Source organism: Pseudoalteromonas sp. CuT4-3 (assembly GCF_035666335.1).
Classification (GTDB): Bacteria; Pseudomonadota; Gammaproteobacteria; order Enterobacterales; family Alteromonadaceae; genus Pseudoalteromonas; species Pseudoalteromonas atlantica.
The window spans coordinates 174,441-195,725 of sequence record NZ_CP142031.1; the positions used below are offsets into that span (position 1 = coordinate 174,441).

Genomic DNA, 21,285 nt, shown 5'->3' on the forward strand with positions numbered 1-21,285 from the left:
AACTGGTCAGACTAGTTGTGTTGAATAGGTGTATTTGGCGTAAAAAACATCAAACCCTACTTTTATTAAGGTTTTTTGTTAAATAAATTACAAAAAATGAATTTTTTTTCATTTTTACAGTTGAATTAACTTTGTGGCATCCCTATTTACTAGTCATCGAACGTATTAACGAATTTGAAGTTGGAGAAGATTCATGGGTAAAATTATTGGAATCGATTTAGGTACTACAAACTCTTGTGTTGCAGTACTTGATGGTGATAAAGCACGTGTTATTGAAAATGCGGAAGGCGATCGCACAACCCCGTCTATTATTGCTTACACGCAAGACGGTGAGACTCTAGTAGGTCAACCTGCTAAGCGTCAAGCGGTTACTAACCCAACTAACACGTTATTTGCAATTAAGCGTTTAATTGGTCGTCGTTTTGAAGACGAAGAAGTACAACGCGATATCGGTATTATGCCGTTCAAAATCATCAAAGCTGATAACGGCGATGCATGGGTTGAAGCGGGCGGTGAAAAACGCGCTGCACCACAAATTTCTGCAGAAGTACTTAAAAAAATGAAGAAAACGGCAGAAGACTTCTTAGGTGAAGAAGTAACTGAAGCTGTAATCACAGTACCTGCATACTTTAACGATTCACAACGTCAAGCAACAAAAGATGCTGGTCGTATTGCGGGTCTTGAAGTTAAACGTATCATCAATGAGCCAACAGCTGCTGCCCTTGCTTACGGCATGGACAAAAACAAAGGTGAAAACGTTGTTGCAGTATACGACTTAGGTGGTGGTACTTTCGATTTATCAATCATTGAAATTGATGAAGTTGAAGGCGAGCACACATTTGAAGTACTTGCTACAAACGGTGACACTCACTTAGGTGGTGAAGATTTCGATAACCGCGTAATTAACTACTTAGTAGCTGAGTTCAAGAAAGACCAAGGTATCGATTTACAAAACGATCCGCTTGCTATGCAACGTGTTAAAGAAGCGGCTGAAAAAGCGAAAATCGAACTATCATCTGCACAATCTACAGAAGTTAACCTTCCGTACGTAACTGCCGATGCATCAGGTCCTAAGCACATGAACGTTAAACTAACGCGTGCTAAACTTGAGTCATTAGTTGAAGACTTAGTAACTAAGTCAATTGAGCCACTTAAACGTGCTCTAGCGGATGCTGATTTATCTGTAAATGATATTAACGATATCATTTTAGTAGGTGGTCAAACACGTATGCCACTAGTACAAAAAACAGTTGCTGAGTTCTTTGGTAAAGAGCCACGTAAAGATGTTAACCCTGATGAAGCTGTAGCAGTAGGCGCGGCAATTCAAGGTGGTGTATTAGCAGGTGACGTTAAAGACGTACTATTACTAGACGTGTCTCCATTATCGCTAGGTATTGAGACAATGGGCTCAGTAATGACCGCGCTAATTGAGAAAAATACAACGATTCCTACTAAGAAATCGCAAACGTTCTCTACAGCAGAAGATAACCAATCTGCCGTTACGATTCACGTACTACAAGGTGAGCGTAAGCGTGCTAGCGACAACAAATCTCTAGGTCAATTTAACCTAGAAGGTATTCGTCCAGCACAACGTGGTACTCCACAAATCGAAGTAACTTTCGATGTAGATGCGGATGGTATCTTACATGTATCAGCGAAAGATAAAGATACAGGTAAAGAGCAAAAAATCACGATTCAAGCGTCTTCAGGCTTAAGCGATGAAGAAGTAGAAAAAATGGTTCGTGATGCAGAAGCTAACGCTGAAGAAGATAAAAAGTTTGAAGAGCTAGTAGCAACTCGTAACCAAGCTGATGCAATGGTACACGGTACTCGCAAGCAAATTGAAGAAGCTGGCGATGCGCTACCAAGCGAAGACAAAGATGCAATTGAAGCAGCTGTTGTTGACCTTGAAGCTGCTATTAAGAGCGATGACAAAGCAGAAATTGAAGCTAAAACGCAAGCACTTGCTGAAAAGTCTCAAAAGCTAATGGAAATCGCTCAAGCTAAAGCGCAACAAGGTGGCGCAGATGCAGGCGAGCAACCACAACAGTCTGCTAAGCAAGACGACGATGTAGTTGATGCTGAGTTTGAAGAAGTAAAAGACGACAAGTAATTGTCAGCTAAGCTTCTAACTAGCCTAAACAACATGATTTGCTCAAGTTTTTAGGGTAGGATGAACTTTTGAGGCGCGCAGGCTACAGCTTGTCGCGCCTTTTGTATGTATTTAAGGTTTAAAATTTTCATGATAAATCGATGTGATTTATCGGTTTATCCCGCAGCCTAGCTGCAAATAGAAAAGAGTAGTGTGATAGATATGTCAAAACGCGATTATTACGAAGTTCTCGGCGTAAGCAAAGATGCAAGCGAGAGAGACATAAAAAAAGCGTATAAACGCTTAGCGATGAAATATCACCCAGATCGTACCGCCGGTGATAAAGATCTCGAAACTAAATTTAAAGAAGTAAAAGAAGCTTACGAGATTTTAACCGACGATCAAAAACGTCAAATGTATGACCAATACGGCCATGCTGCCTTTGAACAAGGCGGTGGCGGCGGTCACGGTGGCTTTGGCGGTGGTGGTCAAGGCGATTTTGGTGATATTTTTGGTGATGTGTTCGGTGACATTTTTGGTGGCGGTGGTGGCCGTCGTCAATCGCGTCAACAACGTGGATCAGATTTACGTTACAACATGGACCTAAGCTTAGAAGAAGCGGTTCGTGGTAAAGAAGTAGAAATAAAAGTACCTACATGGGTTAGCTGTAAGCCATGTGATGGCAGTGGTGCAAAAGCGGGCTCTAAGCCTAAAACATGTACTACGTGTCATGGTGCTGGCCAAGTGCAGATGCGCCAAGGTTTCTTTGCTGTTCAACAAACGTGTCCAACGTGTCAGGGCCAAGGTCAGATTATTTCAGACCCATGTGATAAGTGTCACGGACAAGGGCGCGTTGAGAAAACGAAAACGTTGTCAGTTAAAATTCCAGCAGGCGTAGATACAGGCGATCGTATTCGTTTAACCGGTGAAGGCGAAGCGGGTATGCACGGAGCGCCAGCTGGCGACTTATACGTGCAAGTATCTGTACGCGAACACCCAATTTTTGTACGCGATGCGAATAACTTGTACTGCGAAGTGCCAATTAGCTTTACTACCGCAGGTTTAGGTGGCGAAATTGAAGTGCCTACGCTTGATGGCCGTGCAAAACTTAAAATACCGTCTGAAACACAAACGGGCAAAATGTTCCGTATGCGTGGCAAAGGTGTTAAATCGGTTCGTAGTGGTGCTCAAGGCGACTTAATTTGTAAAGTAGTGATTGAAACGCCAGTTAACTTAAACGAGCGTCAACGCGAGTTACTTAAAGAGTTAGACGAGAGCATGGGCAAAGATAGCTCAAAAAACCGTCCTAAAGAGCAAGGCTTTTTTGACGGCGTTAAAAAGTTTTTTGACGATTTAACTAAGTAATTAGTTATCGTAAAAACTAAAAAAACGGTGCTTGATGCACCGTTTTTTTTGGCTCAAATTCATGTGATTTAACCATTTTACTGGGCACGACTTAGCAATATTATAAATTGCGTATACTCAATCGATTAATTCACAGAGCTATTTTGTTGCCTTAGGCAATTGCCCCCACACTGCTTTACCCTTTGTACCTATACCCTCGTCAATAAAAGGCTTTTTACGTATTTGCTATTAAATTACTCTTCAAAAGGATTAACCCTTATTGTAGATTAATAAAGCGCTTAAAATAATCTGGCTAAATTGTATGACCCCTGCAATAGAATTACTGAAAAAACAAAATGTGCCTCACGATGTACTCAGTTATCAACACGATGCTAATACAACACGTTATGGTCAAGAAGCCGTTGAAAAGTTAAACCTTAACAGTGAGCAGGTATTTAAAACCCTCGTGCTTGAAACCAGTGAAGGGCAGTTAATTGTTGCCGTTACACCGGTATCCCAGCAAGTAAATTTAAAGCAATTAGCCAAACTCAGTCACGCTAAAAAGGTCGCAATGGCAAGCGCGCCAAAGGTACAAGCCGCCACGGGATACATTTTAGGAGGGGTTAGCCCACTTGGGCAAAAAAAGCGACTAACCACTTTTATTCATTCAAGCGCTAGGGCCTTTAAAACAGTGTATGTAAGTGCAGGTAAGCGAGGGCTTGAGGTGGCGCTATCGCCAACCGATTTAAAGGCACAAACGCGTGCCACCTATGGCGATTTTTAAAAGCCTCCACAAAAACCAACGCACCCTATACCATATATTTTAAAGGCGATAATTTGCTGCTTAGGGTATTTTTAACTACAGTCAAAATACCCTTGTACACTATGCATTATGGCAGTATGTATGAATTTTACTGATGTTAATTTTTTTGCCGTGCTTGTGGCGGCGCTTTCCTCTTTTATGCTTGGCGGTATTTGGTATTCAAACGCTTTTTTTAAAAATGCCTGGTTAGAGTGTACAGGCCTTACGGAGCTTGATTTACAAACAGCAAAACCGGCGTTAATTTTTGGCGGCAGTATGGTACTTGCACTTTTGTCGGCAGTGGTGCTTTCATTATTTTTAGGTAAAGAGGCCGGAATGGGAGAGGGTGCTTTTACAGGTTTTGCCATCGGTTTGTTTTGGGTAGGTAGCTCGCTGGGCCTCAGTTACATTTATGAGCAGCGGCCAATCAAGTTATTTATAATTAATGCAGGGTATTACACATTACAATTTACATTAATGGGTTTTATTATAGGTGTATGGCCCTAAGTACGCTAGATAAGGCGCCAACTTTAAGCTAAGCGCTAAAATACAATAAAGATAATTATGAAAATATTAGTCGTTGATGATATGCCACTTATGCGCCACGTATTAATTAATATGTTAAGGCAGCTTGATTACAAAAATGTTGTGGAGGCAACTGACGGCCAACAAGCGTTAAAAATACTGCGTCAGCAAAAATTTGATTTAGTAATAACCGACCTACATATGCCTAAAGTAGACGGTGTAAACTTGCTCGATAACATACGCCACGACCAAGCCTTAGTCGATTTACCTGTTATTATGGTCACCTGCGAAGATAACGCTGAAACAGTAAAACAAGTTATCAAAGCAAAAGTGTCGGGGTTTATTATTAAACCATTTAATATGAATGTGTTATCAGCGCAATTAAACCGCCTGTTTTTTAGAGATTAGCGAAACGCTTTTATGGCGTTTTATATCGTACCTCTTATTTAATCCCTTGCGTTTTTCTCCACCGCTTATTAGGCAGTTTACCTAGCTTCTGTAACGTTTTTATTTATTAACTGCTAAAATGTCTGCTTTGTATTAACGTAGGTATGTTAAGGAGTGTATGGCTAAACCAAATAAAAAAGGGCCGACTAAAACAGTCGATATTTTTTGCTCTGCTTGCAAAGCGGCGCTGTTTAAATATAGGAAAGGTGGCAAAGGCGCTTTAGTAAAGTGTTTTATAGAGCGAATAACCCAAGATTACACAACTACACCGTGTATTTGCCCTCAATGCGAGCGCCCATTTGCGCGCCCAGCAATCATACGCGGTACGCCAGCTTATAAAATAATTGGCGGTAAGGTTACCTTTAAATAACCCAATACGATTAAAATGTAATAACTACAAAAGCTTAGGGTTGCTGCTTAGTAAGGCGGACAATTGACCTTGTACCAATAAACAAGCCTGATATAATCGCCCGGTTTTGCTGTTTCAATGATTGAAAAACACCCTCCCCAAGGATAGGGCCAGTTAGTTGGGTTTTTTAAGCAAAGGATAAACGTGTGATAGCACTGTTATTTGATATTGTAGGTATGGCGGGTACTTTCTTAGTTGTTGGTGCATTCTTTTTATTACAACTTAATAAAGCATCCCCAACGGGGTTATTGTACAACATAATGAATTTAACAGGGGCAATTTTGCTGTTAATCAGTTTGTGTTACAACTTTAACCTTGCAAGCTTTGTAATTGAGATTTTCTGGATTGCAGCTTCACTGATCGGCTTATACAAGTACGCTAAAAATAAGCCTCAATTAGCCACTAACTCGTAATTTTAGTACCGCTAATGATGTTTACTGTTGCGAGTCAGTACAGACTTGCAGCAGTTTATAAATAAATTAAGATTTATTGTATTTGTTAACACAAAGTTTCTGTTGTTAGCGCCCATAACCCGTTAAACTAGCGCCCTTAAATTTTATAGCTATTTTGTTGTGAGCTAGGGCATGTTCTCCTTTTCTAAAAAACTTCTTTTATCTTTTGTTGTACTGATAGTGCTATTGTCGGTCGTGTTTTGCTATGGCCGAACTCATTATTATAATCAGGCCGAGCAAAAAGCAGCCCAGCAAGCAACTCAGTTAAAGCATTATATTGATGCTGAGCTTGCGCGTTTTTCAAAAATTCCTCAGCTTCTTACTTATAACAATGAGGTTATTGATTTTTTAGGTGCGGCGCAAAATAACGAAAAAAAAATTAATAACTACTTAGCTGATATACAACAAGCCAGTGGTGCCTCAGATATTTATATTCTTGATGAACAAGGCGCTGTGATTGCAAGCAGTAACTGGCAGGCCGATCATAACTTTTTAGGCAGCGATCTGTCGTTTAGACCGTATTTTAAGCGCGCATTTGCAGGTGAAAAAGTAGCGTATTTTGCCCTAGGCATGCGTACAAAAGAGCGAGGCATCTATTTTTCACAAGCCATTTATAACAATAATCAAGCGGTAGGGGTCGTTGTTTTAAAAGTCAATGTGAACAAATTTGAGAGTGACCGTGAGCTTTTAAATACAGCCAAAGGCAGCCACTTTTATGTGCAGCTAGAAGATAGCGTGATTGCTATTTCAGATATGGAAAATTGGCGCCTGAATACGTTTTCTACACTCGATATTACTCATCGTCGAGACATCGCTCAGCGTCGTGCGTATTTAGATTATCAACCTAAGCTGATTGCCCATTCAAATTACACATCACAAAGGTTACTGTTTAGCACAATTGATGAGCAAAACTATTTATCGGTAGAGCAAAAATTACGTTTTTTGAACGCATCGGTTACCGTATTAGTAAATGTATCTAATGCTAATATTGCCCAATTACCGGCGTTATTTGGCTTTGTGGTAATTTATGCGCTTATTATTTCCCTAGGGTATGTTGTTTTAAGGCGCTTTGTTGGCGTTAAAAAGCTGGTTTATTCCCATCACAGTGTCAGTCAGGAAATTAGTGCACGTACTAATGCTTTTAAAGCACAGCAAGATGCGCTTGTACAATCAACTAAGCTTGCAACAATTGGCCAGCTTAGCATGGGCTTTAACCACGAAATTAACCACCCGCTTAATACCATTAATACTTACTTAGCCAGTGCTAAACGCTTGCTAGCTAAAGGAAAGTTTGAAGCCCTAAACGAAAATTTACAGTTTGTTGAAGCCTTAGTAGCAAGAGTGCATAAGATAGTTGCACAGCTAAATTATTTTTCTGATTCTGCAAAAACGATTATTAGCGAAGTGCCATTAAGTGAATCAGTAGCCAAGGCACTTGAGATTAATAAAAACCAGCTAAAGCAGGACAATATAAGTGTTTTACCGCCTAAAATTGACAGCCAATTAAACGTGTTAGCAGATAAAGCGGCCCTTGAAGAAGTGTTAGTTAACTTAATATCGAATGCCAGCCAAGCAATGCAAGGGTGTATTACTCGCGAGCTGAGTATTAGGGCCAATTATCTAAATAATAGTGTGCAACTGTGTATTGAAGATACCGGTCCGGGTATAGAAGTGCACGATATAGAGACTATTTTTGAGCCTTTTTACAGTACTAAATCGGTTGATGGGCTAGGGCTTGGGTTGTGTATTTCTAAGCAAATTATTAGCGCGCTTAATGGCACGCTAAGCGCACAGAACCGCGAGCAAGGCGGCGCTAAATTTATTATTACGCTTCCTTGTGAGCCGCTAACGAGCTAAATAAAAGTAATTTAAGGGCTAAATTATTGAGCGAGTAGTGGTTAATTGTGGCTATTTGTTCCTACAAAAACGGTAATTTTTAGATAGTTAGTGTTATTGCTCGAAAATCAGAACGGCGTTATAGTCGTAGCAAAATGATACACGAGTAGCACCTTTGGATACTGATAGCACACACACACCGTCACTCAGCGATACGTTTAATGAGCTGCAAAATAGCTTTTTAGCCCAGTCGTACCTCCCGATAGATAAGCGTATTGTATTATTAAAAACGCTGCACAAACGCATTGTTAGCAATGAGCAAGCGTTTATCGATGCAGCATCAAAAGACTTTGGCTACAGAACCGCGTTCGATACGTTACTTGGCGATATTCTGCCAACGGTTCAGGGCTTAGCGCACATTATTAAAAAATTGCCAAAATGGGCAAAACCCAGTAAGCGCTCAACTAGCTTAAGTTTGTGGCCATCAAAAGTGAGTGTGACTTACCAGCCACTTGGTGTAGTTGGCGTGATTGCACCCTGGAATTACCCCATACAATTGGCATTAGTGCCTGTTATTACCGCCATTGCTGCGGGTAATAGAGTTATGCTTAAGCTCAGCGAATTTACCCCGCATACTAATGCAGTCATCGAAAAAATATTTGCAGACGAGCTACAAGCGCACTGTAAAGTGGTGTTAGGGGCAAGCGATGTAGCGAGTGAGTTTTCTGCACTGCCATTTGCACATCTGCTGTTTACTGGCTCAACGTCAGTGGGCAAGCTGGTTATGAAAGCGGCCAGCGAAAATTTAACCCCTGTTACCTTAGAGCTTGGTGGTAAGTCGCCGGTGATCATTACTGAACAAGCTAATATTAAAAAAGCAGCGCAAACATTATTGTTTGGTAAAATGGCTAATGCGGGGCAAATTTGTGTAGCCCCAGATTATGTATTTGTACCTAAGGCCCTTGAACATCAGCTGGTGCAGCAATTGTGCGAGCTTTATAAAAAGCACTTTAAAGACGGGGTTGAAGGCAAAAACTTAACGTCAATTATTAGCGATGCGCATTACACTCGCTTAGAAGGGTATTTAACACAAGCACAACAGTTAGGTGCGCAAGTTATTAAGCCGCTAGATCAAAACCAGCAAGACAAACAAAAGCATAGAATGGGTTTGCATATTGTTACCGCACCTAGCGATGATATGACGCTAATGCAAGATGAGTTATTTGGCCCCATTTTGCCTATTAAAACCTACGAAAAGCTCGATGAGGCAATTAGCTACATAAAAGCGCATAATCACCCTTTAGCGCTATATATTTTAGGCCAAGATAAGCACGCTCAAGATTACATAATGGAGCAAACATTAAGTGGTACAGTTGCTGTAAACGATGCCTTAGTGCAGGTGACAGCAGACGATGTGCCATTTGGTGGAGTTGGGCATTCAGGAATGGGGCATTATCATGGTAAAGAAGGGTTTTTAACCTTTAGTCATGCAAAAAACACCTTGGTGTCTAGCTCGTTTAACCCGCGTACCGCGCTTTTACTCAAACAGAGCAACCTTATTATTAAGCTGCTTAAATTTTTATATATTAAGCTGCTTAAATTTTTATATATTAAGTAAATTGGTATAAAAAAGGGCTAATGCGAGATGCATTTGCCCTTGTGAAACGCTTAGGTTTAGCTAGGCGCAAATTAAAATAAGCGACCTTCACCGGCGTACGTGCCTGCGAGTATTTTTTCGTAGATTTTGTCAGCTTTTTCTTTTGCTTCTTCTATTTCTTTGGGTAGCATTTTACGCTCATCTAGCTTACGGCTATGGCTTGCTTGCATGTTGCCGTTGTATTCTGCAATGGTGTTCCACACATACGACTTCTCTAAGTCTTTTGGCATGCCTAGGCCTTCAAAATACATGAGCGCCAGATTAAATTGCGCCAGTGAGTAGTTATTAGCCGCGGCTTTTTCGTACCACGTTCTGGCTTGTTTATAATCGCGCGTTACGCCCTCGCCATTTGCATACATAACACCTAAATTAAATTGTGCGGCGGGGAGGTTTTTTTTCGCTGCTTTTTCAAATAACGTAACCGCCATTTGCTTATCAAGCTTTACGCCTTTGCCTTCATCGTATAAAACCGCTAGCGCAAACATTGAGTCAGCGTGATTTTTTTTAACGCCTTCTTTATAAAGCTCTGCCGCTTTAAAGTAATCGCGTGTAACCCCATAGCCGCCCTCGTAAAGTTTACCTAGTTCGTAAATACCAGGGGCAAAGCCTTTATCAGCTAAATATTCAAATTCTTTTAGTGCCGTCGCAAACTCGCCTTCGTTGGCAGCTCTTATACCGTCTTCAAGAGTTGCATGTGCAAATGGGCTTGAAAGCAAAAAGCCAGTGAGTATTAATGCTTTTAAATTAAACTGTGACATAGCCATGTCTCCAATAGGTAATAGTTGCAATGTGTATGTATAAAAACCTGTTTTATTGCAACACTTTGTACTTACTATTTAATAGCCACGTATAAAATGGTGCAAGTGCTTGGGGTTAAGTGAAATACTAACGCTTTGGTGATTATATGCTCGTTTAACACTTAGCCAAGCTGTTGTGGTAATTATAGCTTAAATAAGCAATTATATTGCTAATAATGCGCTGTTTATAAGCGTAAGATACAGATATTACAGAAAATTTGAAGCAGTAAAAAAGCGCAAGCCAAAGCCTGCGCTTTTAATGTCATATTAACCGTCACTAATATGAGCAATGTAGCAAGTAGAGATGAACTTTTATGCTATTACTTGGGTCGAGTAAATAATAGCCATTAAGCAGTCACGCGCTTAAAACAAAGTGTCAGCATCCATGCTGTATTTCTTCCTTGGGCACTGAGGTCGTTACACTTTATTTATGCGATTAATTATTATTTAGATTTGACGGAGTGTCAACAGTAAATAATAATTATTATCAATTAAAGTAAATTAACATCTGTGCGTATTTATGTGAAAGTTTGAGAGAAAGCGTTAGTTGAGGATTTCATGTTTAAAATAAAAAATATAAAAGTTTCGCGCGTAGCCATTGCGCTCAGTCTGCTATTTTTGTGTAGTTGTTCGGCTTCGTTTACTTATAATAACTTAACGTGGCTTTCATCGTTTTGGGTAGATGACTACATTGACCTAAATAAGCAGCAAAACAAGCAACTCAAAAGTATTATTAACACAACCCAGCAGTGGCACCGCACCACGCAATTACCCGCCTACAAGCAAGATATACTAAATCTAAAAGGGTTATTTAATCAGCAGTTAGACTATCAGCAATTAAAGTCGCAAGTGGTATTGGCCAGAGCTCATTTTCAAAACATTCTTGAACATGCGCATATACCGCTCGCGCAGTTAGGGCTTACGCTTTCTTATGCGCAGCGCGAAGAGCTTATTGCTAATATCCAAACGCAAATTAACGAAGAATACGAAGAGTTTACTGAATTAACAGCGCAGGAGCGCAAAAGCGAACGCCTAGAAAGGCAGCTCGATTACTACAAACAATGGCTAGGAAAGTTAACCCCTGTGCAAACGCAGCTTATTACCCAAGCTAACAATGCTCATTATGACTCTTCATTACTTTGGCATCAGTACAAGCAAACGCGTTTAAATGCAGCGCAGCAAGTACTTTTAAATAAAGCGCTCAGTGAGGCTGAATTTGTAAAACAATTAAGCTATGTAATTACACAGCGAGAAGCGTATATGAGCGAAGAGTTATTAGCCAGTAATGATGCAAACTTAGCGCTCTATGTAAACCTACTTATTGAGCTAAATACCACATTGAGTGAGCAGCAACACGAGAGTGTAAATAATGAGTTTGATGAGCTAATTAATACGCTCACCGATTTAATTGAAGATTAATGCTTATTTAAGCTAAGGCTCACATTAGCCAAAAAGCTAACGTATTGTTTGCTAATTAAGCATGTGTAACTTTTTATAAATTTTACGCTTATTAAGGAAGTTAGCGCGAGGCGTACTGCGGTGGATGAATTTACAACAGGGCGTTTGGTTTTTAGTCAGGGCAAAGCCTTTGAAGGCGATTTAATTGCACCTAGAGTGAAAAATTTCAAACCACACAGGTCACCTCGCCCTCGATAAATGCTAAGATAATATTTCATATTTAATAACGTCCTATCTGATCGATTTTAAAATATATCACGTACGCTTCTCACTTATTTGTTGCTTGATTATCCTCGTTATATCTAACAAATGAAGCAAAGCGACACCATGGTGATAATTAAAACGCGCGCATATTAAGGTTTGTAATGGCTGCAGTTTATGGTTACTGATTTAAAAGGAATGCTCAATACGTGGTATCCGCTTCGTGATGAACAACAATGGGTGCTAGCAACCTTGTACCAAATTGAAGGGTCTAGCTATCGAAAATTGGGCGCGATGATGCTTATTTCGAGCCTTGGCCAGCGCTTAGGCATGCTTTCGGGTGGCTGTTTAGAGGCTGATATTCAGCGCCACGCCAAACAGGTTATGACCTCATTACATTCTAAAACTATTACCTACGATGCAACCGATGAAGACGACTTAACATTTCAGCTAGGAATTGGTTGTGGTGGTGTAGTGCATATTATTTTGCAAAGCGTTAATAGTGAAAACGAATACTTACAATTAGATAGCATGTTTAATGCGCTTAAAAATAAGCAATCGGGGCACTACACACAGCAAATTAAACCTTTGGTGGCAAAGGGGTCAGGCGTTTTTAAAACCGCGGCGCAGCAGCACAACTTATCTTTAAACCGCAAAGCAGCGCTTTTAGAGCAAGATAAAGTCCAACGTTTAGAAGTGGCTATTTACCCCAGCGCACATTTATTAATTGTCGGTGGTGGCGCTGATGCGATACCAGTATACGCGTTTGCTAAACAACTCGGGTGGATGGTAAGTGTATGGGATAGCCGAGCTGCAAATGCTAAAAGAGACTACTTTAAGCATGCCGATAATATTTTGCGTTGCCCAGCTACGCAGCTTAAACAATTTTGCGAACAGCACAAAGTGGATGCCGCTGTTTTAATGGCCCACAGTGTAGAGCTTGACTCACAGGCGTTAGCCGCACTTGAGCTAAGCCAACTAAAGTACATGGGATTACTGGGGCCTGCACATCGCCGAGCGCAAGTGTTTGAACATGCAAATACAACGGTAAACAAGGTAGTAGCGCCTGTATTTGGTCCTGTTGGGCTTAATTTGGGAGGCGACTCGCCAGAGAGCATAGCTTTGTCGCTCATTAGCGAAATTCATGCGGTATTTGCTAATAAAGATGCTACATCGTTAAGTAATTGGGGCAACTAAGGTGCGCGTAGCAAAGGTTATTTTGGCCGCTGGGCAATCGTCGCGCTTTAACGGCTGTAAGCTTATAGCCGATGTAGGTAATAAACCAATGATTTGCCGCGCCGTAGATACCTTACAAGGTGATGACACATTACCCATATACGTGATTAGCGGTGCTTGGCATGCGCAAATTGAACACGCGTTACGTGGCTATAACAATGTTGAAATACTGCATAACCCACACTGGCAAATAGGCTTAGGAAAATCCATTGCGCTGGCAACACACACTATAAGTAAGGCGCACTCATTAGAGGGGATTTTATTTATGCTGGCGGATCAGGTTGAGCTTAGTGCTACACACATAAATACTTTAATTACTCATTTTAACAACAACCCCTCGCGCTGGTGCGCTGATTATGGCGAGCGCCTTGGCGTACCTGCTGTATTTCCTGCCTGTGATTTTAATACACTCGCAGCGCTAAATTGCGATAAAGGCGCTCAACATTTGCTGCGCGATACACAGGTTGACGTTAATACTATTTTACTTAAGCAGGCAAGCACAGATATCGACACTCAACAGCAATTAAAGCAGTTTATTAATAATAACAACAACCTAAGTGTAAGCGAATAAACTAAAAAATATAGCCTAAACTTTAGGTTAAACGTTCAAAACGAGATTAAATTTTTAACAGTTATGCCAGTGCGCATTTTAAATGTGCGCTGCAATGCAAAGCGTAATAGTTTCAACGTACGGTGGTATAAAAAGTAACGTGTATGGGTCATGCGTTACTTTAATTTTATTTAGGCTTAATGAAGGGGCAAGCTATGGTGACGTTTACAGTTAATGGCAAAGAGGTTAAATCGCAAGCAAGTGCAGATACACCTTTGCTGTGGGTTATTCGCGATGAAATAGGGTTAAAAGGAACTAAGTTTGGTTGTGGTATTGCTATGTGCGGTGCATGTACAGTGCATTTAGATGGGCAAGCAACGCGCTCGTGTGTATTACCCGTGGGCGCAGTGGCAGGAAAAAACATTACGACCATTGAAGGACTTAACAACGCGCACCCGCTGCAAAAAGCGTGGGTCGATGAGCAAGTACCTCAGTGTGGTTACTGTCAATCGGGGCAAATTATGCAAGCTGCTACGTTATTAGCAGACAATCCAAATCCAACAGATCAAGAAATAGTAAATCATATGAATGGCAACTACTGCCGCTGTATGGCGTACAAGCGTATTAAATCGGCTATACAACGTGCAGCTGATGAATCGCAAAGTGCAGTACAAATGTTTAACCCCAAAGAGCTAGACGTGTAACTGGAGCCGACAATGAAAAAACTATTTCAAAAAAATACCGAAACCGTAGACTTAAACCGTCGCTCTTTTATGATTAGTACAGCAACTGCTGGCCTGGTTATGGCATTTGCTCCGGCTTTATTTTCAGGTGAACTTAGCGCCAAAGAGTCGATTGCACAACAATTGTTTTCACCGACAATTTGGTGGACTATGAACCAGCAAGGTGAAGTAGTCGTTAGTATTGCCAAAGCTGAAATGGGCCAACACGTAGGCACCGCCTTAGCGCGTATTGTGGCAGATGAGCTTGAGTGCGACTGGGATAAAGTGTCAATCACGTATGTAGATACGCACGAAAAGTGGGGCTACATGGTTACAGGTGGCTCGTGGTCGGTGTTTCAAAGCTTTAAGCCGCTTTCACAAGCTGGCGCCGCGGGGCGTATAGCCCTTATAGATGCAGGGGCTAATATGCTTGGGGTTAAACCGGAGCAGTGCCACGCTAGTAAAGGGCGCATAATTGCAGGCGATAAATCGCTCAGTTATGCCGATATTGTTAAAAATGGTGAGTTTAACCGTACCTTTAGCAGTGAAGAAGTTGCAAAACTGCCGTTAAAGCCTGCCAATAAACGCCACTTAACGGGTTTAAAACAAGACTTTAAAGCGCTTGATATTCCGGAAAAAACAAATGGTACTGCCGTATACGGCATAGATGTAGAGCTTGAAGGCATGGTGTATGCGCGTCCTGTGATCCCACCAACACGTTATGGTAGTGAAGTGACACAGGTGGACGATAGCGCTGCAAAAGCAATAAAAGGATATAAAGGGTTTGAGATTTTAAACGACCCGAGTAATACCGTACAAGGCTGGGTGGTGGTTTTAGCTGACAATTACCCCAGTGCTATTAAAGCGGTAGATGCGCTAAAAGTAACCTATAAAAAAGGGCAAACAGCTAATGTTACAGAGGTCGATATTCAATCCCTGGGCGAAAAATTATGTAACGATAGCAACGCTGGCACCTTATTTGTTAATGAAGGTGATACCGCTAAAATGCAGGCTGAGGCAACGCAGTCGCTTGAGTCACTGTACACCACAGCAACTGCAAGCCATTATCAATTAGAGCCGCTTAACGCGGTGGCAGAGTTTAAACAAGACAAGTGGATTATCCATACCGGTAATCAGTGGCAGTCTTTAACATTACCTGCATTGGCCAAGGCGTTAGAGGTTGAACAAAATAACGTTATTATTCGTCCTTATTATTTAGGCGGTGGATTTGGGCGTCGCTTATTTGGCGATTGGACCGTGCCTGCAGCATTAACAGCAAAAGCGATTGGCAAACCCGTAAAACTGGTATTTACGCGCGCTGACGATAGCTTATTTGATCAATCACGCTCTGCCTCTACAGCTAAATTAACAGCTTCGTTTAATGAAAATGGCGAGCTCAGTGCAATGGAGCATGCTTTTGCAGCAGGTTGGCCAACAAAAGCAATGGCACCTGGCTTTTTATCACCAGGGGTTGATGGCAAAGGTAAGTTTGATGCATTTTCAGCCTCTGGAGCCGATCACTGGTACAGCATGGATAACCACCGTGCCCGCGCAATTAATAACGAATTAGCGCAAAGCACATTTACCCCAGGTTGGCTTCGCTCGGTAGGCCCTGGCTGGATAGCATGGAGCCTAGAGTCTTTTATCGACGAAATAGCGCACAAACAAGGGATTGATCCGGTTGAGTTTCGTTTATCAATGCTCGATGGCAAAGGTAAACAAGCAGGAAAAGCTCCTGAAAGCGTGGGCGGAGCGCTGCGCTTAAATGCGGTACTTAAAAAAGTGTCAGCGAAGGTCGCAAATGTTAAGCTGGGTGAAAATGAAGGCATTGGTTTTTCAGTAAGTTCAGGCCAAGAGCGTAATATGCCAGCGTGGATTGCCACAGCAGCCCATGTGCACGTAAATAAAAGCGATGGCAAAATTACGCTTAAAAAGCTTTACGCCGTGGTAGATGCAGGTTTAATTGTTCACCCAGATGGTGCACTAGCCCAGCTTGAAGGTTCGTTATTGTGGGGCACAAGCCTTGCGTTACATGAATCAAATAATTACCAAAACGGACAAGTAGCAGCCACTAACTTTAACACTTACTTGCCACTTAGAATGCAAGATGTGCCTGATATGGACATAGAGTTTGTACAAAGTGATGAGTTTCCAATGGGCTTAGGTGAGCCTGGAGTAATTGGTGTTGCACCAGCTATTGGAAATGCGGTATTTAATGCAGTCGGGGTACGGTTACGTAATTTACCCATGAAACCCAATGAGCTTAAAGCAGGTCTTTCGGCCTAGTTAAGTGCTAACAAAGCGCGTAAGGCACAGGCTTTACGCGCTTTGAACTTAGCGATGAATTATTAAAATGTTAAAGGCTTTTTTATGCTAGTCGACCCAGCAGGGCGAAAATTTAGTTATCTACGTTTATCTATTACTGATGTATGTAATTTTAAGTGTGTGTATTGCTTACCGGATGGTTATCAATGCGATCACGACCGAGACTTTCTTTCACTTAACGAAATTAGCAACACCGTAAACGCCTTTGCTCATCATGGCATATCAAAGTTACGCATTACTGGCGGTGAGCCAACCCTCAGAAAAGATTTTATAGATGTAATTCGTGCGGCAAAAGACACCCAAGGTATTACCAAAATAGCCGCCACTACAAATGGTTACTCAATGCATAAACATGTTAAAGATTGGGCACACGCTGGGCTCAATGCAATAAATGTTAGCATCGACAGCCTAGACCCACGTATGTTTAATACCATTACCGGCAATGATAAGTTTGCCACGGTTATGAAAGGAATAGACACGGCCCTAGAGAGCGGCTTAGATTCAGTAAAAATAAACAGCGTACTAATGAAACAGTACAATGGCCGTGCCCTTGAACCTTTTTTAGCGTATTTAAAGCACAGGCCCGTAACGATGCGTTTTATTGAGCTAATGCAAACAAACGACAATAAAGCATTTTTTGATGCTAACCATATATCGGGGCAATCCATAAAAGAGCAGTTGCTTCGCGCTGGTTGGCAGCCCATTATACGCGATGTAACGGCGGGGCCTGCGCAAGAGTTTTTCCATCCTGATTATTTAGGCAAAATAGGGTTAATAATGCCTTACAGTAATGACTTTTGTGCTACCTGCAACAGGCTAAGAATTTCATCACTGGGGAAACTGCATTTATGTTTGTTTTCTGAGCAGGGTATATCACTTAGAGAATACATGAGTGATAACACTAATCAGGCATTAATTGATCAGTTAGCGCGTTATATAAAAACAAAAAAACCAACGCACTTATTGCACCAAGGTAACACCGGGGTCACTACAAACTTATCTATGTTAGGTGGGTAAAGGCGTAAATGTAGTGTAATTCGCTACTGAGTTTACTGTTTTCGCTACACAGTTTGATAAAATGACTGTTTTTACCTGTTTAGCTACTTGTTATATTTAATTTTAGCGTTACACTAAATTTTTTATTATTTTAAGTTTTTTGAATGGATATAGCAGCACTTAGTAGTGCTAAATCATTAAGAAGAAACGTTCTGAAATGGATGTGCTTGTGTTTTGGTTTTGTCTCATTGTTTTTTGCTGCGTTTAATATTTTTTTAAATAACTTTGCGTTATTAGGCTATTTAGAAATAGCGCTCACTGTATTTTGTGCCTACACCTACCACCGCTTAAACACACACGCACTCGAAGTATGGCAATCTGTTGTTATGTGCATATTTGTCACCTTTGTTATTGTATTAGGTAATTATTTAGCAAAGCCAATAAATGGTTTGTATGTGTGGTCGTTTGCGTTACCTGTGTTGTATTACCTACTGTTAGGTAAGCGCTATGGCATTGTATTATCGGCTTTGTTGTTTGTACTCCAGGGAGCCATATTATTAACCAAAGCATCGCAACTTCCTCTAACAACGCTTAACTTCAGTTTAAATCTTGCCTTTGTTTATATCAGCATTTGGGCCATTTCTCATGTATTTGAAGGCAGCCGTGCTTTATCGTCTAAACGGCTGAAAAACCTGGCCTTGTTAGACCCACTTACTGGGGCTGCAAACCGTTTATCAATGAACCATTACTTTGCAGTAGAGCTTAAAGATAAGTCGCAACTTTATTTGTTTTTACTCGACCTAGACTTTTTTAAACAGGTTAACGACACCCATGGCCACGCAGTAGGGGATGAAGTGCTAATTGAAGTCGCCACTTTATTAAGGGTTGTATTGGCAAAAGGGTATGTATTTAGAGTGGGCGGGGAAGAGTTTGCTTTACTACATTCTTTTGCGTCACAAAATGATGCATTGGCAATGGCCGAAACCATAAGAGAAAAACTCAACAATACGGCATTTGAGATTGATGGGCTAAAAATAAATGTAACTGCCAGTATAGGCGTTGTTAAGTATCGCCAAGGCGACACGCTTGAAAAGTTTGTAATTAAAGCAGATAAACAACTGTATAAAGCAAAAGAATATGGCCGCAATAAAGTGTACTTTCAATCAAATGCCAACCTGATTGAAGAGCCTCAAATAGCCTAAGTACGAGGCTAGTACATTTGCTCAAAATTTGGGATGTTGTTTTCCCAAATTGGTTTGTCTTTACCTAGGTATTCTCTCACTGCATCAAAAAATAAACGTGTTCTTACCGGTAAGTCTCTGTGTGGATACACCGCATACATATGGCTAAACTCTTTTAACTTAACATCCGTTAAAATGGGCACCAATTGACCTTGTGTAATTTCTTTATCGATAATAAATGCTGGCGCAACAAAGTAGGTAGTCCCTGAAATAGCTTTCATTAGCAGTACTTCAGCGTCGTTTGCTCTGTACACGCTTTTTATTTTTAGCTCGCACGGCTCACCTTTACTATCGTAGTAATCTATGGTTTCTACGCGCATAGCGTTACTTGCATAACTTGCAGCGGGTAACTGCACCAGCTCTTCTATGGTTTGTGGCATACCATAGGTTTTTATAAATTCAGGGGCGGCTACAATAAGCAGCCGGTTACGAGCAATTTTACGCGCAATTAATGAGGAGTCTTTAGGCTCACCAATTCTAAATGCTAAATCAAAACCTTCAGATACAATATCAACTAGCCTATCGTCGAGGCGCAGTTCTACTTCTACTTGTGGAAAACGTTTTTGAAAGTCGTTAAGCACAGGTTGTAAATAACGCCGACCAATTAATGTTGACGAGGTAACCTTTAACACACCGCGTGGCTCTAAGTGGTAGTTTTCGGCCATACGTACGGTTTCACCAAGTAGCTCTCTTAGCTCTGACGCTTTTTTAATCATTTCTGCGCCCGCCGCCGTTAACGAAAACGAACGGGTGGTGCGGTTTAATAACCTAACACCTAGCTCGTCCTCTAATCGACTGATTTGTTTAGATATAACAGAACGGTCTATGTTTCTTATTTCTGCAGCTTTGGCAAAAGAGCCTTGTTCTACCACTTCAAGCAGCATTAAAAGCCGGCTTGTTGTATCCATTATGATCACCCAATAAATGTTATTGATGCCATTTTGGCATTAATGAATTTATAAATCTATGGTTTTTGTCCGCAAGTATAGTCCGTAACATGCCAGGTAAATAAAGGAGCGTCTTCATGAATAAACATTTAATTGCTGCTGCATTAGCTGCGGCAACTCTATCCTTAGCGGGCTGTGCCGATGAGAGCGCACCTAATGCGCAGCAACAACAATTGCAACCTATCGATGTGGCACAAGTTTTAATTAAACCAGTACAAAGCTGGCACACCTACACCACGCGTTTAGAATCGCCGCAAGAAGTTGCGCTGATGCCGCGTGTATCTGGGGTGATTGATAGCATTGAATTTAAAGAAGGTGATGTTGTTAAGCAAGACGATGTGTTGTTTCAACTTGATGAGCGCCCCTTTGCAGCGGTTGTAGCAAGCCTAGAAGCGCAAATACACAGCGCAGAAGCTGCACTTGAACAAGCAAAAAGTGAAGATAAACGAGCAGTACGCTTATTAGAGCGTAAAGCTATTTCAACAGAACAGGCACAGGCGCGTACCTCAACGCTTCGCCAGCGCGAAGCACAACTTGCAGCGCTGCAAGCACAGCTTACCTCTGCAAAGCTCGATTTAGAATTTACATCAGTAGTTTCGCCGATTGATGGTGTTATCTCACGCGCAAATATTACCAAAGGTAATAACGTATTAGCGGGTCAAAGTGTATTAACATCTATTGTCTCTAACAAAGCGATGTATGCCTACTTTGATGTTGATGAGCGTACTTGGAATAGCGCCTTTAACGATGTAACCGCACAAAGCCGCCAAACAGTTGTTATGCAAAAAGTAGGGCAAAAAGAGTTTGCTTACCAAGGCTATATTAACTTTATTGATAACCAAATTAATTCAGCAACGGGCACTTTACGTGTACGTGCGGTATTTGAACAAGATAACAATCAACTACGTGCAGGTTCTTTTGCTCGCGTTAACTTGGCAGCAAACGAAGTGAGCGAAAAAGTAATTATTCCTGAGCGTGCTATTGGCACCGATTTAAAAAATCGCTTTGTGTTAACCGTTGGCGAAAACAACGTGCTTGAATACAAATTAATAGAAGTAGGCGAGCGCTATGGTGCGTTACGCGCTGTTACTGCTGGCCTAAGCGAAGGCGATATTATTGCGGTAAATGGCCCTGCACGTGTAGGCCCAGGTATGCCAATTTCGCCAAATACAGTGACAATTGATACAAGCGGCGTGGCTTTTACACTGTCAAACGACAACGCGCAGCTAATGGCTAAGCAATAAGGTT

19 protein-coding genes are annotated in these 21,285 nt (G+C 41.3%); 17 read left to right on the forward strand and 2 right to left on the reverse strand.

The window, feature by feature from the left end:
* Positions 1–193: 193 nt before the first annotated feature.
* The 9 genes from dnaK (at position 194) to VOI46_RS17755 (ending at position 9,525) form a co-directional block, all read left to right on the forward strand.
* Positions 194–2,113: a molecular chaperone DnaK gene (dnaK, locus tag VOI46_RS17715; RefSeq protein ID WP_024031902.1), complete on the forward strand. Its 1,920-nt coding sequence runs from the start codon at positions 194–196 to the stop codon at positions 2,111–2,113.
* A gap of 201 nt (positions 2,114–2,314) precedes the next feature.
* Positions 2,315–3,457, forward strand: a complete 1,143-nt coding sequence (gene dnaJ / locus VOI46_RS17720) for a molecular chaperone DnaJ (protein ID WP_024031901.1) — start codon at positions 2,315–2,317, stop codon at positions 3,455–3,457.
* A 301-nt stretch (positions 3,458–3,758) separates the two neighbouring features.
* Positions 3,759–4,220: a Cys-tRNA(Pro) deacylase gene (ybaK, locus tag VOI46_RS17725; protein ID WP_004588720.1), complete on the forward strand. Its 462-nt coding sequence runs from the start codon at positions 3,759–3,761 to the stop codon at positions 4,218–4,220.
* A gap of 120 nt (positions 4,221–4,340) precedes the next feature.
* Positions 4,341–4,745 (forward strand): DUF1761 domain-containing protein, encoded by a 405-nt coding sequence (locus tag VOI46_RS17730; protein ID WP_004588719.1) that lies wholly within the window; start codon positions 4,341–4,343, stop codon positions 4,743–4,745.
* 57 nt (positions 4,746–4,802) lie between these two features.
* On the forward strand, positions 4,803–5,171 hold the full coding sequence (locus VOI46_RS17735; RefSeq protein WP_004588718.1) for a response regulator: 369 nt from the start codon (positions 4,803–4,805) through the stop codon (positions 5,169–5,171).
* Positions 5,172–5,328: 157 nt separating this feature from the next.
* On the forward strand, positions 5,329–5,580 hold the full coding sequence (locus VOI46_RS17740; RefSeq protein ID WP_004588717.1) for a hypothetical protein: 252 nt from the start codon (positions 5,329–5,331) through the stop codon (positions 5,578–5,580).
* 185 nt (positions 5,581–5,765) lie between these two features.
* Positions 5,766–6,032, forward strand: coding sequence for a hypothetical protein (locus tag VOI46_RS17745; protein ID WP_004588716.1), 267 nt, complete (start codon positions 5,766–5,768; stop codon positions 6,030–6,032).
* A gap of 171 nt (positions 6,033–6,203) precedes the next feature.
* Positions 6,204–7,928: an ATP-binding protein gene (locus VOI46_RS17750; protein WP_282337945.1), complete on the forward strand. Its 1,725-nt coding sequence runs from the start codon at positions 6,204–6,206 to the stop codon at positions 7,926–7,928.
* A 154-nt stretch (positions 7,929–8,082) separates the two neighbouring features.
* Positions 8,083–9,525, forward strand: a complete 1,443-nt coding sequence (locus VOI46_RS17755) for a coniferyl aldehyde dehydrogenase (protein WP_282337944.1) — start codon at positions 8,083–8,085, stop codon at positions 9,523–9,525.
* A 71-nt stretch (positions 9,526–9,596) separates the two neighbouring features.
* On the opposite strand, the gene VOI46_RS17760 is transcribed toward VOI46_RS17755, so the two are convergent.
* A complete protein-coding gene (locus VOI46_RS17760) occupies positions 9,597–10,322 on the reverse strand; it encodes a tetratricopeptide repeat protein (RefSeq protein WP_004588713.1) in 726 nt (241 codons plus the stop codon).
* 597 nt (positions 10,323–10,919) lie between these two features.
* Here VOI46_RS17760 and VOI46_RS17765 point away from each other — a divergent pair.
* From VOI46_RS17765 to VOI46_RS17795, 7 genes are all read left to right on the forward strand, one after another.
* Entirely contained in the window at positions 10,920–11,780 is an 861-nt protein-coding gene (locus tag VOI46_RS17765; RefSeq protein ID WP_004588712.1) for a DUF6279 family lipoprotein, read from the forward strand.
* Positions 11,781–12,197: 417 nt separating this feature from the next.
* The gene (locus tag VOI46_RS17770; RefSeq protein WP_282337943.1) at positions 12,198–13,217 is read left to right on the forward strand and encodes an XdhC/CoxI family protein; all 1,020 of its coding nucleotides are present in this window, start codon (positions 12,198–12,200) and stop codon (positions 13,215–13,217) included.
* A gap of 1 nt (position 13,218) precedes the next feature.
* Positions 13,219–13,827 (forward strand): nucleotidyltransferase family protein, encoded by a 609-nt coding sequence (locus VOI46_RS17775; RefSeq protein WP_282337942.1) that lies wholly within the window; start codon positions 13,219–13,221, stop codon positions 13,825–13,827.
* A gap of 194 nt (positions 13,828–14,021) precedes the next feature.
* Positions 14,022–14,510, forward strand: coding sequence for a (2Fe-2S)-binding protein (locus VOI46_RS17780; protein ID WP_029771953.1), 489 nt, complete (start codon positions 14,022–14,024; stop codon positions 14,508–14,510).
* 12 nt (positions 14,511–14,522) lie between these two features.
* Positions 14,523–16,814: a molybdopterin cofactor-binding domain-containing protein gene (locus VOI46_RS17785; RefSeq protein ID WP_282337941.1), complete on the forward strand. Its 2,292-nt coding sequence runs from the start codon at positions 14,523–14,525 to the stop codon at positions 16,812–16,814.
* Between the two features lie 84 nt (positions 16,815–16,898).
* Positions 16,899–17,870, forward strand: coding sequence for a GTP 3',8-cyclase MoaA (gene moaA / locus VOI46_RS17790; protein WP_004588707.1), 972 nt, complete (start codon positions 16,899–16,901; stop codon positions 17,868–17,870).
* Positions 17,871–18,013: 143 nt separating this feature from the next.
* Positions 18,014–19,051 (forward strand): GGDEF domain-containing protein, encoded by a 1,038-nt coding sequence (locus tag VOI46_RS17795; protein WP_324738332.1) that lies wholly within the window; start codon positions 18,014–18,016, stop codon positions 19,049–19,051.
* 8 nt (positions 19,052–19,059) lie between these two features.
* Here VOI46_RS17795 and VOI46_RS17800 read toward each other — a convergent pair whose 3' ends face one another.
* Positions 19,060–19,998, reverse strand: a complete 939-nt coding sequence (locus tag VOI46_RS17800; RefSeq protein WP_004588705.1) for a LysR substrate-binding domain-containing protein — start codon at positions 19,996–19,998, stop codon at positions 19,060–19,062.
* Positions 19,999–20,114: 116 nt separating this feature from the next.
* Between VOI46_RS17800 and VOI46_RS17805 the strand changes: the two genes are divergently transcribed.
* On the forward strand, positions 20,115–21,281 hold the full coding sequence (locus VOI46_RS17805; protein WP_004588704.1) for an efflux RND transporter periplasmic adaptor subunit: 1,167 nt from the start codon (positions 20,115–20,117) through the stop codon (positions 21,279–21,281).
* Positions 21,282–21,285: the final 4 nt, after the last annotated feature.